The 14,971-nt window shown below is 58.9% G+C and carries 13 protein-coding genes; 10 read left to right on the forward strand and 3 right to left on the reverse strand.

All coding sequences use genetic code 11. From position 1 onward, the window contains the following. Position 1 precedes the first annotated feature (1 nt). Together ABOK31_RS30295 and ABOK31_RS30300 are read left to right on the forward strand one after the other, a co-directional pair. The gene (locus ABOK31_RS30295; protein WP_350019319.1) at positions 2-907 is read left to right on the forward strand and encodes an ABC transporter permease subunit; all 906 of its coding nucleotides are present in this window, start codon (positions 2-4) and stop codon (positions 905-907) included. Positions 908-918: 11 nt separating this feature from the next. Then, positions 919-1,941, forward strand: a complete 1,023-nt coding sequence (locus ABOK31_RS30300; protein ID WP_349962690.1) for a betaine/proline/choline family ABC transporter ATP-binding protein — start codon at positions 919-921, stop codon at positions 1,939-1,941. A gap of 312 nt (positions 1,942-2,253) precedes the next feature. Here ABOK31_RS30300 and ABOK31_RS30305 read toward each other — a convergent pair whose 3' ends face one another. Next, on the reverse strand, positions 2,254-2,769 hold the full coding sequence (locus ABOK31_RS30305) for an NUDIX hydrolase (RefSeq protein ID WP_349962692.1): 516 nt from the start codon (positions 2,767-2,769) through the stop codon (positions 2,254-2,256). A 329-nt stretch (positions 2,770-3,098) separates the two neighbouring features. Next, entirely contained in the window at positions 3,099-4,109 is a 1,011-nt protein-coding gene (locus ABOK31_RS30310; protein WP_349962693.1) for a substrate-binding domain-containing protein, read from the reverse strand. A 184-nt stretch (positions 4,110-4,293) separates the two neighbouring features. Between ABOK31_RS30310 and ABOK31_RS30315 the strand changes: the two genes are divergently transcribed. The 8 genes from ABOK31_RS30315 to ABOK31_RS30350 all read left to right on the forward strand — a co-directional run bounded on the left by ABOK31_RS30315 (position 4,294) and on the right by ABOK31_RS30350 (position 13,877). Further along, positions 4,294-5,322: an ABC transporter substrate-binding protein gene (locus ABOK31_RS30315; protein WP_174172677.1), complete on the forward strand. Its 1,029-nt coding sequence runs from the start codon at positions 4,294-4,296 to the stop codon at positions 5,320-5,322. Between the two features lie 90 nt (positions 5,323-5,412). Next, entirely contained in the window at positions 5,413-7,650 is a 2,238-nt protein-coding gene (locus ABOK31_RS30320) for an iron ABC transporter permease (RefSeq protein ID WP_349962695.1), read from the forward strand. Continuing rightward, the gene (locus ABOK31_RS30325; protein ID WP_174172679.1) at positions 7,647-8,711 is read left to right on the forward strand and encodes an ABC transporter ATP-binding protein; all 1,065 of its coding nucleotides are present in this window, start codon (positions 7,647-7,649) and stop codon (positions 8,709-8,711) included. Before ABOK31_RS30320 ends, ABOK31_RS30325 begins: the two co-directional genes overlap by 4 nt. A gap of 36 nt (positions 8,712-8,747) precedes the next feature. After that, positions 8,748-9,548 (forward strand): inositol monophosphatase family protein, encoded by an 801-nt coding sequence (locus ABOK31_RS30330; protein ID WP_349962697.1) that lies wholly within the window; start codon positions 8,748-8,750, stop codon positions 9,546-9,548. A 156-nt stretch (positions 9,549-9,704) separates the two neighbouring features. Then, positions 9,705-11,015 (forward strand): sn-glycerol-3-phosphate ABC transporter substrate-binding protein UgpB, encoded by a 1,311-nt coding sequence (gene ugpB / locus ABOK31_RS30335; RefSeq protein ID WP_349962698.1) that lies wholly within the window; start codon positions 9,705-9,707, stop codon positions 11,013-11,015. A gap of 67 nt (positions 11,016-11,082) precedes the next feature. Then, positions 11,083-11,964, forward strand: a complete 882-nt coding sequence (ugpA, locus tag ABOK31_RS30340; RefSeq protein ID WP_174172682.1) for a sn-glycerol-3-phosphate ABC transporter permease UgpA — start codon at positions 11,083-11,085, stop codon at positions 11,962-11,964. 9 nt (positions 11,965-11,973) lie between these two features. After that, positions 11,974-12,822 (forward strand): sn-glycerol-3-phosphate ABC transporter permease UgpE, encoded by an 849-nt coding sequence (gene ugpE, locus ABOK31_RS30345; protein ID WP_349962700.1) that lies wholly within the window; start codon positions 11,974-11,976, stop codon positions 12,820-12,822. After that, positions 12,822-13,877, forward strand: a complete 1,056-nt coding sequence (locus ABOK31_RS30350; RefSeq protein WP_349962702.1) for a sn-glycerol-3-phosphate import ATP-binding protein UgpC — start codon at positions 12,822-12,824, stop codon at positions 13,875-13,877. Before ugpE ends, ABOK31_RS30350 begins: the two co-directional genes overlap by 1 nt. 315 nt (positions 13,878-14,192) lie before the next feature. Here the strand turns inward: ABOK31_RS30350 and ABOK31_RS30355 are convergent, their stop codons facing one another. Then, positions 14,193-14,969 (reverse strand): ABC transporter permease, encoded by a 777-nt coding sequence (locus tag ABOK31_RS30355; RefSeq protein ID WP_349962703.1) that lies wholly within the window; start codon positions 14,967-14,969, stop codon positions 14,193-14,195. Positions 14,970-14,971: the final 2 nt, after the last annotated feature.

Below are 14,971 nucleotides of genomic sequence, written 5' to 3' on the forward strand. Positions count from 1 at the left end.
GATGACGGTCGGTCTCAGATGGCTGGTGGACAACTACCGCCCGTTCTTCCAGGCCGTGAAAGGCCCGATCGACACGATGCTTCAGTCCTTCTCCGCCGGCTTGAGCGCGGTGCCGCCGACAATCGTGATCGTCGTGGTCACGCTGCTGGCCTGGCAAATTGCCGGGATCAGGCTGGCCGTCGGATTAGCTGCCACCTTGGTCTTCGTCGGCTTCATCGGTGTCTGGCCGGAGACGATGCTCACCTTGTCTATCGTTTTGACCTCGCTGATCTTCTCCATCGTGATCGGTCTTCCGCTCGGCATATGGGCGTCGCGTTCCGACACGCTCTACGCGATCCTTCGACCTCTGCTCGACGGGATGCAGACCATTCCCGCCTTCGTCTACCTGGTTCCTGTCGTCATGCTTTTCGGGATCGGCAACGTGCCCGGCGTCATCGTCACCGTCATATTCGCCGTCGCCCCCGTTATCAGGCTGACCTATCTCGGGATGAAGCAGGTTCCGGTCGATGTGGTCGAAGCGATGCGAGCCTTCGGTTCGACCGAGTCCCAGCTGCTCTGGAAGGCGCAGCTGCCGTTGGCCCTGCCGACGATCATGGCAGGCGTCAACCAGACCCTGATGATGTCGCTTTCGATGGTCGTCATCGCTTCGATGATTGCCGTCGGCGGGCTCGGTCAGATGGTGCTGCGCGGCATTGGACGTCTTGATATCGGCATAGCCACGGTTGGCGGCCTGGGGATTGTCGCCCTCGCGATCGTATTGGACCGCCTGACGCAGGCACTGGCAAAACCAACGAAACGAGGGGAATGGCTGACTCGCGGGCCTGTCGGCCTCGTCCGATCCTGCGTGGGAAGCTCATACAGTCCCGCAGCTCAGGACGTACCGCAGTCGTCGGCCATCAAGAATTGAGGAATGCAGCCATGACCGAAGCAGTCATAGAATGCAGCAACGTTTGGAAGATTTTCGGCGAGAAATCCAAAGAGGCCTATAAGGCCGTCAACGACCATGGGCTGAGCAAGAAGGAGATCCTGGAGCAATACGGTTGCGTGGTTGGCGTGGTGGACGTCTCGTTCACGGTCGGGAAAGGCGAGATTTTCTGTATCATGGGACTTTCCGGTTCCGGAAAGTCCACACTGGTCCGGCATATCAATCGCCTTATCGAACCGACGGCGGGCGTGATCCGCGTCGCCAATCAGAACGTCAACTCGCTGCAGGGGCCGGAACTCAGGCAATTGCGGTCCCAGAGCGTGGGAATGGTCTTCCAGAACATGGCCCTGCTTCCACATCGCACGGTGATCGACAATGTCGCTCTGAGCCTGGAGCTACGCGGCATGAACCGGAACGAGCGCCACATGATTGCAGCCGAAAAGCTCAAACTGGTGAGTTTGGACGGCTGGGGCGATCGCTTCCCCGATGAGCTATCCGGCGGGATGAAACAGCGGGTGGGCCTTGCACGAGCGATGGCAGCCGATCCGGAGATCCTGCTGATGGACGAGCCATTCTCCGCCCTCGATCCACTGATCAGACGGCAGCTCCAGGAGCAGTTTCTCGACCTGTCAAAGGTTCTCAAGAAAACGACCGTATTCATCACGCATGACCTCGATGAGGCCATCCGGCTCGGAACTCATATCGCGATCATGAAGGACGGACGGTTTGTCCAGGTGGGAACTCCCGAGCAGATCGTGACCGAGCCGGCGGACGATTACGTCGCCGATTTCGTGAAGGGAATTTCCCGGCTCGAATTGATTTCGGCGAGAAGAGTGATGCAACCTATAGCGGCAGCGTCCATTCCCGTATCAGGCCCGACCGTCCTTGCAACGGATAAACTGTCGAGGCTGCTGCAAATTGCCAAGGAGCACGATGGAGAAATCACCGTCCTCGACGACGAACGGCCGGTTGGAGTGATTTCCCGACACGATCTCCTCAATGCCGTCAGTGGATGATCTCGACCGGTCCAACAGCCCGACATACGTTCCCCGGCTTGTCGGTTTCTCCTAGTTCCCGACAAGCTCTTGCTGGCAATGGCAAACACCATTGCCAGCATTTTTCCTGAGCCAATCGCATCGACACAATGAAAATGGCCGAAGGGTTCGCAAATCCAGCCGAGCATGAATCCTATCCGCCTTGCATGGTTCAAACCGCCGCTCTTCGACTGGTCAACCAATACCGTCACTCGATGTCGACGCTCCGGTCTTACTACCTGCAACGGTTGGTTAAATATAACTCTTGATGAGATATGGACGGGAAAATGGCGATCACTTTGCCAGTGGCTTAAAGTTGACGAGCAGCGATTTAAGCTCGATTTCGCGCACCCGCCGTGCCGCTTCGTCGGGGCTAACCCAATCGAGCCGACGCTGTCCTCGCTCCTTGAATTCCGTCCCGACCTCTTTCACCTCGATTTGAAACATATCGACGACGCACGGCACGACCTTTCCATCATCAAGCTCCTTCAGATACGTATACCGGCCGATCGGCGTTTTCCTCACCTTGCCGCGAACCCCCGCCTCCTGCCAAGCTTCGATCGCGGCCGCCTCGTGAGGCTCCTTGCCCTTCATCGGCCATCCCTTCGGTACGATCCACCGCCCGCTGTCGCGCGACGTGATCAGCAGTATCTCAGTCTCGTCACGACCATCCCTGTAACGGAAGCAGAGCGCGCCATATTGGTTGCGAAACGCGTCTGCAAACAGCTTTTCCGGCGTGCTCGCGAGCTGTTGCAGCAGGTGTTTTGATTTAGGAGAGGCAGGCTTTCCGCCGCCTTTCTTTGACTTCATGCCATTGCGTCCGTCAGGTTAGGCATTTGTTTCCACAACGGGTTTTCCCTCTGATCTTGTGATCCGGCACTCAAGAAGCTCTCCGCGCACTTCGAGTACCGGATATGCAGCGGCAACCAGATGTGAATTTATCTGCTTGAGATCACGCAGCAGATCGAGATGAAGCGAGTCGCCTCCACCATCTCGATGCCGCTCTACGAAACTCGACCTTCTCGTCCGCAAGCATCCGGGCCATGCGTTCATCTTGGTGCAGCTCTGAAGGAGAGCCGTCAGGTCCGAGGGCGCGCTGAACCGCGGTCGGAACGATGCAAAAGATAAGAACCCAATGGCTATCCTCCTCTAACCGAGCCTCGCCAGGTGAGCTCGGCGTGCAATTTTACCGAATGGTCATCGAGCCCGTCCGATGACGGGTCCTCGGTCAGCCATGTCACCGCATGCCGCGCGATTGCCACCACGGGCTGCACAAAGGTCGTCAAATTATAGGAAGACCAGGAGGCTTGCTCGATGTCGTCAAAGCCAACCACGCAGAGCTGATCCGGGATTGAAAGCGAGAACTGGTGCCGCGCCGCATCCATGAAACCGCAGGCAATGAGATCCGTCGCGCAAAAGACAGCATCCGGTCTTTCCCTCCGGGTTAGCAGCCGTTGCGCGACAACCTTACCTGCCTCGTATCCGGTCCAACCATATCGCTCGACGATGACATCCAGTCCCTGGGCTTTGGCCGCGGCGATGAACCCGGTCTCGCGTGCCATCAAACTTGGCGTACCGGCTTCCGAATTTGCGAAAGCAAGCCTGGTACAACCGGCACGGACAAAGGCAGTTACAACACGCCCTGCCGCCTCGTGATCATCAAGATTGATCCGCAAAGGTCCGGGTTGATCGTCGTCTCTGTTGATCAGAACGAGGCGCTGGCCGTTGCGTAGACAAAGTTTCGTGATCGACTTGTCAGGCAGACCTGAGAGAATGATCGACGCATCCGCCCTATAACGGATTGCCTGCTGAAGGGCGCGATCGACGCTGCCGTCGGAACGATCGGTGTTGACCAGCATCGCGACCTTGCCGGCGATCTGCAATTGCTGTGTCAGCTCGCGCAGCAATGCGGAGCGGTAAGGTGTCGCCACCTCCGAGACGATCAGGCAGACGATGCCGCTCTCATTGCGCATCAGCCCGCGGGCAAGATGATTGACCTGATATCCAAGTTCTTCCGCCGCCTGCAGAACCTTTTTCCGCGTTGCCTCGGAGACACTGGCGCCAGGCGTGAACGCACGAGAAACGGCCGAACGAGAAACGCCCGCTCGCTTTGCCACTTCTTCAGCGCTGACAAAATCCCTTTGCGACACGGTCGTCTCCCCAAATCCCGACGAAGCTTCACATAGTTTGCAAGCGTGTGCAATACTATAGCCAAGTCAGCATTGTGAAACTTTTATGACGGTGATGGTTGACATGGATCGCTGTTCAATGCAGCATTTGCACACGCTTGCAAAGAGCGCTCGGCGTGGAGGCGCCGCATAGCAGGAGGACATCATGCGATTGGTCAACATGGCCGCGGCAACCCTTGCCGCGGGAATATCTCTTATTGCCTGGTCGGCCCATGCCGCCGGCGATCTCAATGTGATCTGCTCTGCCGATCCAGAAGTCTGCGATCTGATGAAGGGCCTGTTCGAAAAACAGAGCGACATCAAGGTCAACATGGTCCGGCTTTCCGCCGGCGAAACCTATGCCAAGATCCGCGCCGAGGCGCGCAATCCGAAGACCGACATCTGGTGGGCCGGGACCGGCGACCCACATCTGCAGGCGGCGGCCGAGGGCCTGACACTCGAATATAAATCGCCACTTTTGGACCAATTGCAGGACTGGGCGAAAAAACAGGCTGAAAGCGCCAACTTCCGCACGGTCGGCGTTTATGCCGGCGCGCTCGGCTGGGGCTATAACACCGACATCCTCAAGAAGAAGGGCCTGAAGGAGCCAAAGTGCTGGGCCGATCTGCTCGACCCTTCCTACAAGGGCGAGATCCAGATCGCCAATCCGAACTCGTCCGGGACATCCTATAATACGCTCGCCACACTCGTGCAGATCATGGGTGAGGACAAGGCTTTCGAATATCTTTCAAAGCTCAATGCCAATGTTTCCCAATATACCAAATCGGGCTCCGCCCCGGTGAAAGCAGCGGCGCGCGGAGAATCGACGATCGGCATCGTCTTCATGCACGACGCGGTTGCCCAGACGGTCGAGGGTTTTCCCATCAAGGCGGTCGCGCCTTGCGAGGGCACGGGCTACGAGATCGGCTCCATGTCCATCATTAAGGGCGCGAGAAATCTCGAGAACGCCAAGAAGTGGTACGACTGGGCGCTGAGCGCAGAGGCGCAATCGCATATGAAGGACGCGAAGTCCTATCAGCTCCCCTCCAACAAGTCGGCTGCGGTCCCGAAGGAGGCACCGAAGTTCGAGGACATCAAGCTGATCGACTACGACTTCAAGAAGTATGGCGATCCGACCGTCCGCAAGGCTCTGCTTGCTCGTTGGGACAAGGAAATCGGTGCGAAGGCCAACTGATCGCCTTTATCGACTGCCTGGGCAGGCCGGCTCCTCGTGCATCCGGCCTGCAATTTCTCTGAATTGTTCCGAACGGGATGCGATCCGACCATGACCAATAGCAAACGCCGGCTGGATGTCGCGCTGATCTTCGGCATCGCCGCCCTGATACTGCTCCCATGGTATCGCATCGAGGGCGGCTTCTTCAGCCTTGGCTGGCTGGGCAGCTTTCCACGCGACCCCTCCACAGCACCTGGAATCCTGCAGATTACCAGTTACGGTCGATGGTGGCTCGCGATCGCCGTCGGGCTTTTCGTGCTCGGCAGCATCGCGCGCTTCGTGTCCAATCCGATGCCGCGCGGCGCGCTGATGGCGCTCGCGGGAGCATTGGGCCTTGCCTTTCTATCGCTTCAGGGACTCGCGATCACCGCATCGGGCTGGAGCTGGTCAATCTGTGAAACCATGTTCGGCGCGCTGGCAGATGGCCAGCCGGCCATGGGTGCCGGCGCCGTTACGCTCGGCATTGTCTTCATCCTGCTCTTTTCTTTCGGCCTTGCCGAACGCGGCGCGATGAAGGGCGATGCCTTTGTCGTCAGCGCCATCACCATGCTGGTCGTGCTGGTCGCGATCTTCGTCTTCTATCCCGTCGGCAGCATGTTCATCGGGGCCTTCCAGTCCTTCGACGGATCGTTCGATCCCAGCGGCTTCACGACGAACATCCAGGATCCGTCGATCTGGAGCCTCAGCTGCATTGTCGGCGGTGACCGTTGCGGCGTTGCCTGGCGCACACTCTGGCTGGCGATACTGACGGCAGGCGGGTCGACGCTGCTTGGGCTCTGCTTTGCGCTTGTCGCCACCCGCACGCGGTTCCCCTTCAAGAAGGGATTGAGGCTTCTCACAATCCTGCCGATCATCACGCCGCCCTTCGTGGTCGGCCTGGCACTGACATTGCTGTTCGGGCGGGCGGGCGTTGTCACGCAGGTTGCGGCCTCGATCTTCGGAACGGAACCAAGTCGCTGGCTCTACGGGCTGACGGGTATCTGGATCGCGCAGGTTCTCTCCTTCACGCCGATCTCTTTCCTCGTACTCATCGGTGTGGTCGAAGGCGTCAGCCCGTCGATGGAAGAGGCTTCTCAAACCCTTCGCGCCGATCGCTGGCGTACATTCTGGCGGGTCTCCCTACCGCTGATGAAGCCAGGCCTGGCAAATGCCTTCCTGATCGGCTTCATCGAGAGCATGGCGGATTTCGGCAATCCGATGGTGCTCGGCGGCAGCCATGGCGTTCTGTCGACGGAAATATTCTTCAGTGTCGTCGGTGCACAGAACGATCCGTCGCGCGCCGCTGTCCTTGCCATGATCCTGCTCGTCTTCACGCTGAGCGCCTTCCTTGCACAGCGCCTCTGGCTGCAGGGCAAGAGCTTTGCGACTGTCACCGGCAAGGGCGATTCGGGCGCCCATAGCGCCCTGCCCCGTGGCCTTTCGATTGCGATCCATGCGCTCGTCATTCCCTGGATGATCTTTACCGTCATCGTCTACGTCATGATCCTCTTTGGTGGTTTCGTGCGCACCTGGGGCCTCGACAACACGCTGACGGTCGAACATTACGTCAAGGCTTTCTCAATCGGCCTGCGCGACGATGGTGGTCTTGCCTGGAGCGGCGTTGCCTGGAACTCCTTCTGGACGACGATGGAAATCGCCCTGATCTCCGCACCCTTGACGGCGGCCGTCGGCTTGCTCACCGCCTATCTGATCGTGCGGCAGAAGTTCGTCGGCCGCGGCCTGTTCGAATTCGCGCTGATGATGAGCTTTGCGATTCCCGGTACCGTCATCGGCATCAGCTACATCATGGCCTTCAATCTGCCGCCGCTGGAAATGACCGGAACGGCATTGATCCTGGTTGCCTGCTTCGTATTCCGTAACATGCCGGTCGGCGTGCGCGGTGGCGTTGCAGCCATGAGCCAGCTCGACAAAAGCCTCGACGAGGCCTCGTTGACTCTACGAGCCGACAGCCTTCGCACCCTCCGCAAGGTAATCCTGCCATTGCTGCGACCGGCGATTACCGCAGCTCTCGTCTATTCCTTCGTGCGGGCCATCACGTCGATCAGCGCGGTCATCTTCCTTGTCAGCGCCCAGTACAATATGTCCACCGCCTATATCGTCGGCTTGGTCGAAAACGGTGAATATGGCGTTGCGATCGCGTATTCCTCCGCGCTCATCGGCGTCATGATTACCGTCATCGCCGGCTTCCAGCTGCTTGTCGGAGAAAGGCGGCTGCGACGGGTAAACCGTGTCGCAACGACACCGTCGCCGATCGCGCCCGCATCGCTTGCTCAGGAGAAAACCGCATGAATCCGAAGGCTCCCGGTTCCGTCGTCTTCGAAAATGTCCGAAAGACCTTCGGCGCTTTTACCGCTATTCCCGATCTGTCGCTCACCATAGAGCCTGGAACGCTTGTAACCCTGCTCGGCCCCTCCGGCTGCGGCAAAACGACGACACTTCGCATGCTGGCGGGGCTCGAACATCCCTCCTCCGGCCGTATCCTGATCGGCGGCAAGGACGTCACCATGCTTCCGGCCAACGAACGCGACGTCTCGATGGTCTTCCAGAGCTATGCCCTGTTTCCGCACATGACGGCACTCGACAATGTCGCTTACGGGCTGGAATCCTCGGGTATGAAACGCAAGGCAGCACGCGAGAAGGCGGAAGACGCGCTCAGCCTTGTTGGCCTTTCCGGCATGGGCCTGCGTCTTCCCGCCGAACTCTCCGGTGGCCAGCAGCAGCGTGTCGCTGTCGCACGGGCGCTCGTCGTCGAACCACAGGTGTTGCTTCTTGACGAGCCGCTTTCCAATCTCGATGCGCGGCTGCGTCGCCGTGTCCGGACGGATATTCGCGAGTTGCAGCAGCGGCTCGGCTTTACCGCAGTCTACGTTACCCATGACCAGGATGAGGCACTTGCCGTATCGGATCGCATCATCGTCATGAAGGATGGCGGTATCGCGCAGCAAGGTGCACCGCGCGAGCTCTACGATGCCCCGGCCTCCGCCTTCATCGCCGACTTCATGGGTGAGGCCAATGTCATGCCATGCGACGTCGTGGAAACCGATGGCGATGGCGTCACGATCGCGATCGAAGGACTTCGCCACAGGGTCAGCAGCCGTTCAGCCAAGCGCGGCCCGGCCCAGCTTGCCGTTCGACCGAACGCCATCACGCTGACGCCAAGAACCAGCAGCGGCCTCTTCAATGGCCAGATCACTCACTCTGCCTATCTCGGCGATCACGTCGAATATGAGGTAAAAACCGATCGCGGCTCGCTCTTTGTCGTCGACGCAAGCGTCGATTACGCCCTTCCTCCCAACACGGATGTCACCATCGCCTTCAAGGATCGTGGCATTGCCGTCATCGCCGGCTAAGCGCCGTCAAACACCAGACGATTAAGGACATACCGCATGACATCCGTTCCCCTTGCCGATCTCGAAGCACGTCTCGCCCTTGCCGAGGTCATTGCCCGCGAGGCCGGCAAGCTCGCTCTCGACTATTTCAGGCGTCGCGAGACCCTGATCATCGAAACCAAGCGCGACCTGCAGGATGTCGTGTCGATTGCCGATCGGGAGGTGGAAAATCTCATCCGTAGCCGCATTCACAAGGCCCATTCCGGGGATAGTATTCTCGGTGAGGAATATGGGCTTGAGACAGGTCCCTCCGACTACACCTGGGTCGTAGACCCGATTGACGGAACAAGCCCCTTCGTCAACGGCATGCCCAACTGGTGCGTCTCCATCGCGGTCCTATATGCAGGCGTTCCCGTGATCGGTGTCATTTCGGCGCCATGCCACGATGAGCTTTATATCGCCGCACATGGCAAGGGCGCCACCCTGAACAGCAAGAGCCTCAAGCTGGATGCCTCGCGCAATATCCGCAACGCCGTGACAGGTATCGGCGCCAACAACCATGTCTCGCCGGCCTTCGTCGCGAAAATGGTCGAGCGGGTACTCGAAGCCGGGGGCAATTTTATCCGCAACGGCTCGGGCGCTCTCATGCTCGCCTATGTCGCCGCCGGTCGCTTGGTCGGATATTACGAACCCTATATGCATGCGTGGGATTGCCTGGCCGGTTATTGCCTCGTGAAGGAAGCCGGCGGCTGGTACCTCCCCTTTCCGACGGAAGGTGAATGCCTGACCAAAGGATCGGTGGTGCTGGGTGCCGCTCCCGGCGCAATCGACGACCTCAAAAAGATAGCTGGCTTATAAACTTCACGGTAGACAAGAGCTGAACACACATTAGTTTAAATGAACGCGCTTGCATGTTGGTCACCGAATCCGGCGGCAGTGTAGTGCAAAGCGGGCTGGCCGATCGAGGAGGATCAGCCAATCCGTTTCACGGGAGGAATGACAATGGGAGGAATAATGCCTAATCGCTTCACTTGGAGCAGCCTGGTGGCGGCTGCAATTTCGTTCGCCGGTACATCGCACGCGTTTGCAGCAACCGAGCTCCAATGGTGGCATGCCATGTCTGGCGCCAACAACGAGGTCGTCGACCAGCTGGCCAAGGAGTTCAACGACAGCCAGAAGGACTACAAGATCGTACCCGTGTTCAAGGGTACCTATCCGGAAGCTCTGAATGCCGGCATTGCCGCGTTTCGTGCCAAGCAGGCGCCAGCCATTCTGCAGGTCTTCGATGCCGGCAGCGGCGTGATGATGGGTGCCGAAGGCGCGATCATGCCGGCGGCCGAAGTCCTGAAAAAAGGCGGCTATACATTCGACAAATCGCTCTATCTGCCCGGCATCGTTTCCTACTATTCCAAGCCGGACGGCACGATGTTGTCCTTCCCCTACAATTCGTCTTCGCCGATCCTTTATTATAACAAGGATACCTTCAAGAAGGCCGGGCTCGACCCCGAAAACCCGCCGAAAACCTGGCCTGATGTCTTTGCAGCGGCCAAGAAGATCAAGTCGAGCGGTGCATCGGCATGCGGCTTCACCTCCACCTGGCTCACCTGGATTCAGACGGAAAATTTCGCCGCCTGGAACAATATCAGCTATGGCTCCAACGAGAACGGCCTCGGCGGCACCGATGTCAAACTGGCGTTCAATGCGCCGCTCTTCGTCCAGCATTTCCAGGCAATCGCCGATCTCGCCAAGGACGGCACCTTCCGCTATGGCGGCCGCACGTCTGAAGCCAAGCAACTCTTCACGTCTGGAGAATGCGGTATCCTGACGGAATCGTCCGGCGGCCTCGGCGACATCATCAAGAGCGGCATAAGCTATGGCATTGGCCAACTTCCCTACTACGAAGGTGAAGGCAGGCCGCAAAACACCATCCCCGGCGGCGCCAGCCTTTGGGTTTTCGCGGGCAAGAGCGACACCGAATACAAGGGCATCGCCGAATTCTTCCATTTCCTGTCGCAGACGAAGATCCAGGCGCGCCTGCATCAGGTGTCCGGCTATTTGCCGGTAACGATGGCCGCCTACGAGGAAACCAAGAAATCCGGTTTCTACGACAAGAATCCCGGCCGCGAAACGCCCATCCTGCAGATGCTCGGCAAGGCTCCAACGGCCAATTCCAAGGGCGTGCGCCTCGTCAACCTGCCGCAGGTGCGCGACATCATGAACGAAGAGTTCGAGGCGATGCTGGCCGGCAAGGAAGACGCAAAGACGGCGCTCGACAAGGCCGTCGAGCGCGGCAATGCCGCCATCCAGCAAGCCATCGGCAATTGATGCGCTGATGCGGTCTGGCCCGCGGCCGTCACGGCTGCGGGCAGTTTTCCCGTCCTAGGAGATCGCCGTGCAGCGCGTCGTCTTTCCGAACAAGATCCTTCCCTATTTCCTGGTCGCTCCGCAGATCATCCTGACGGTCGTCTTCTTTTTCTGGCCGGCGAGCCAGGCGCTTTATCAATCGACGCAGCGCGAAGACCCCTTCGGACTGAAGAGCGGCTTCGTGGGGCTTGCGAACTTCCGCGCCGTCTTGTCCGACGAGACCTACCTGCATTCCCTGCAGGTCACCGTGATCTTCAGCGTCGCGACGGCGCTGCTGTCGATGATCGTCGCGCTAGCGCTCGCCACCGCCGCCGACAAGGTGGTGCGCGGCCAGACGCTTTATCGCACGCTGCTGATCTGGCCCTATGCGGTCGCTCCCGCGGTTGCCGGCATGCTGTGGCTCTTCATGTTCAATCCGGCTATGGGCACGTTGGCCTATATTCTGCGCCGCAACGGCTTTGCCTGGGATCCGCTACTGAACGGCAATCAGGCCATGGTGCTGGTCATCGTTGCCGCGGCCTGGAAGCAGATCAGCTACAATTTCCTGTTCTTCGTGGCCGGCCTGCAGGCAATCCCCAAATCGCTGCTGGAAGCAGCGTCCATCGACGGTGCTCGCGGCAACCGGCGCTTCTGGACGATCGTCTTTCCGCTGCTGGCGCCAACGACCTTCTTCCTCTTGGTAGTCAACACGGTCTACGCCTTCTTCGACACCTTCGGCATCATCCATGCCGTCACCGGTGGCGGGCCGGCAAAGGCGACGGAAACCCTCGTCTACAAGGTCTACAATGACGGCTTCGTCAATCTCAACCTCGGCTCTTCCGCGGCTCAGTCCGTCATCCTCATGGTGATCGTGATCGCGCTCACCGCATTCCAATTCCGCTTCGTCGAGAAGCGTGTGCATTATGCGTGAGGCGAACCGATGATCGAAAAACGCCCCATCGCCAATCTGATCGGCCATCTCATGTTGATCCTTGGCATCGTCATCGTCGCCTTCCCGATCTATTACACTTTCGTCGCCTCGACGATGACATCAGCCGAGATTCTGCGGCCGCCGATCTCACTGCTGCCCGGCGGTCATTTCGCCGAAAACTATGGTGAGGCGCTGAACGGCGGCGTGGAGCGCGTGGTCGGTGTCAGCCTTGAACGGATGCTGTGGAATACGTTTGTCGTCGCAGTCGTCATCGCTGCCGGCAAGATCGCGATCTCCTTCCTGTCGGCCTTCGCCATCGTCTTCTTCCGCTTTCCGCTGCGGATGGTGTTCTTCTGGATGATCTTCGTAACATTGATGCTGCCGGTGGAAGTGCGCATCCTGCCGACCTACAAGGTCATCGTCGATCTCGGCATGATCGATACCTATGCAGGCCTGACTTTACCGCTGATGGCATCGGCAACGGCGACATTCCTGTTCCGGCAGTTCTTCCTGACGGTGCCGGGCGAACTGCTGGAAGCCGCCCGCATCGACAATGCCGGCCCCTTCCGCTTCATGCGCGATATCCTGTTGCCGCTGTCGAAGACCAATATCGCCGCCCTGTTCGTGATCCTCTTCATTTATGGCTGGACGCAATATCTGTGGCCGCTCCTCGTCACCAATGACGCGAAGATGTCGACGATCATCATCGGGCTCCGGAAAATGGTGGATTTCGCCGATGCAGCGACACCGTGGAATTTTGTGATGGTGACGGCGATCCTGGCGATCATCCCGCCCATCCTCGTCGTGGTGCTGATGCAGCGCTGGTTCGTCAAAGGCCTTGTGGAGACGGAGAAATAATGGCTGGGATCACCCTCAAGGGCGTCCGCAAAAGCTACGGCGGCAACGTCGATGCAATCAAGGGCGTATCGCTCGATATCGCCGATGGCGAACTCGTCGTATTGGTCGGACCTTCCGGCTGCGGCAAGTCCACGCTCCTGCGCATGATCGCAGGCCTGGAAGCCGTCACATCCGGCGAAATCAACATAGGTGGCCGCATCGTTAATCGCCTGGAACCCTCAGAACGCGACATAGCGATGGTCTTCCAGAACTACGCGCTTTATCCGCATATGACTGTGCGCCAGAATCTGGCATATGGGCTGAAGAACAGGAATTTCCCCGCAGCCGAGATAGAGCAGCGCATCCAATCAGCGGCACGATCGCTTGAGATCGAGCCCTTCCTCGAGCGCAAACCGCGTCAACTCTCCGGTGGTCAGCGACAACGTGTAGCGATGGGCCGCGCCATCGTACGCGAACCGGCGGCGTTCCTGTTCGACGAACCGCTTTCCAATCTCGATGCAAAGCTGCGGGTGCAGATGCGCGTCGAGATCAAGCGGCTGCAGCGCTCGCTGGCAACCACCAGCGTCTATGTCACTCATGACCAGATGGAGGCCATGACGCTTGCCGACCGGCTGGTGGTGCTGAATGGCGGGCGGATCGAACAGGTCGGCACGCCGATTGAACTCTACGAACGGCCAGCTACGACCTTTGTCGCGACGTTCATCGGGTCACCCTCAATGAACCTGCTTAGGATCACGGAAAAAAGCGGCGCCGTCCTGGCACCAATCATCAGCCAAGATGCTCGTAATGCGACAATTGGAATTCGGCCGGAGGACCTTCATCTCGCCAATGATACGAATGACGCTGCCTTCACCGCCCACGCTCGCGTTCAGGCGGTGGAGTTGGTGGGCGCTGAAAGTTATGTCTACGGCATCTTGCATGATGGGCAGAACATTGTCTTTCGTGTTCCCGGTCGCTCCCAGATATTGATCGATTCCGAGCTTGCCGTTGCTGCTTCTGCCGAAAACCTGTATTTCTTTGACAGCGAGGGAAACAGGCAAGGTCGGCGTCAGTGATTGGCTTTCCCAGTTGGATCAGGGCCGCTGGGAGCATCCACCAGCGGGCGGTTTAACTCCCCGCCGGTGACCGCCCTATGCCAGGGATGTGCAGCATCGCCTCGGCCAGAAACTCCACCAGCAACCTCACGCGCGTGATTCTGGTTCGTTCGGGCGCGATAAGCATGGTCAACGGCACCGCCGGTCGGCGAGGGCAGTTGCGAATATCTCCAAATTGAAGCCATCGAAATCATCGGCATGTCGCGCTTGGAAATAGAATGTACCCGAACAACCGGTTCATCCCACTCAGGTACATTGAAGCACGATATTTGCAGTCTACGCGGTCTGCTTAGGCCGCCAGCGCAACAAATAAGCTTCGAGTGCATAGGCAAGTCGGTTTAAGGCAAATCCGACAAAGCCGAGCACGAAGACGCCGACCATGACAAGTGCCATATCGAACCGCTCCCTACCCGCAATGACCAGGCCGCCGACGCCCGGGCCGACCGCCAGGAAATATTCTGCGCCGACCGTTGCCAGCCAAGCATAGATCAAGCCCAGATGGACACCGGTGGCGATCGACGGCATTGCCGCCGGAATATAGATCCGCAATGCCTTCTGCCGCGCATTGAACCTTAACGCTCTTGCGACTTCCAGAAGATCGGCCGGCGCGTCGCGCATGCCGTCATAGGTATTGAGAACGATGGGGATGAAGGCGGCGAGCGCGACGAAGACGATCTTCGCCTGCTCGCCGAAACCGAACCATACCGAGATCAGCGGTATCCAGGCAAGAAGGGAGATCTGCTTCAAGCCGTTGAAGGTCGGCATGATCAATCGGTCGGCAACCCGCGAGAGCGCCAGCAGGCTCGCGAAGCCGACACCGAGCACGCATCCAATCAGGAAGCCGGCTATATTCCGCATAAGGCTGAAGCCCAGTTCGCCGATGAGATCATTGTCGATCAGCTCACGCTTGGCCGTGGCGACGACATCCTCCAGCGACGGCAGAAAGCGCGCATCCACCAGACCGGTGCGGCTTGAGACTTCCCAGGCGACGAGGAGAAGGATCGGCAGCGTTATGCCGCGCCGAAACCGGACGAAAGGGCTGGTTTGCGTCATTG

Origin of the sequence: Rhizobium sp. ZPR4, assembly GCF_040215725.1 — a bacterium.
Classification (GTDB): Bacteria; Pseudomonadota; Alphaproteobacteria; order Rhizobiales; family Rhizobiaceae; genus Rhizobium; species Rhizobium rhizogenes_D.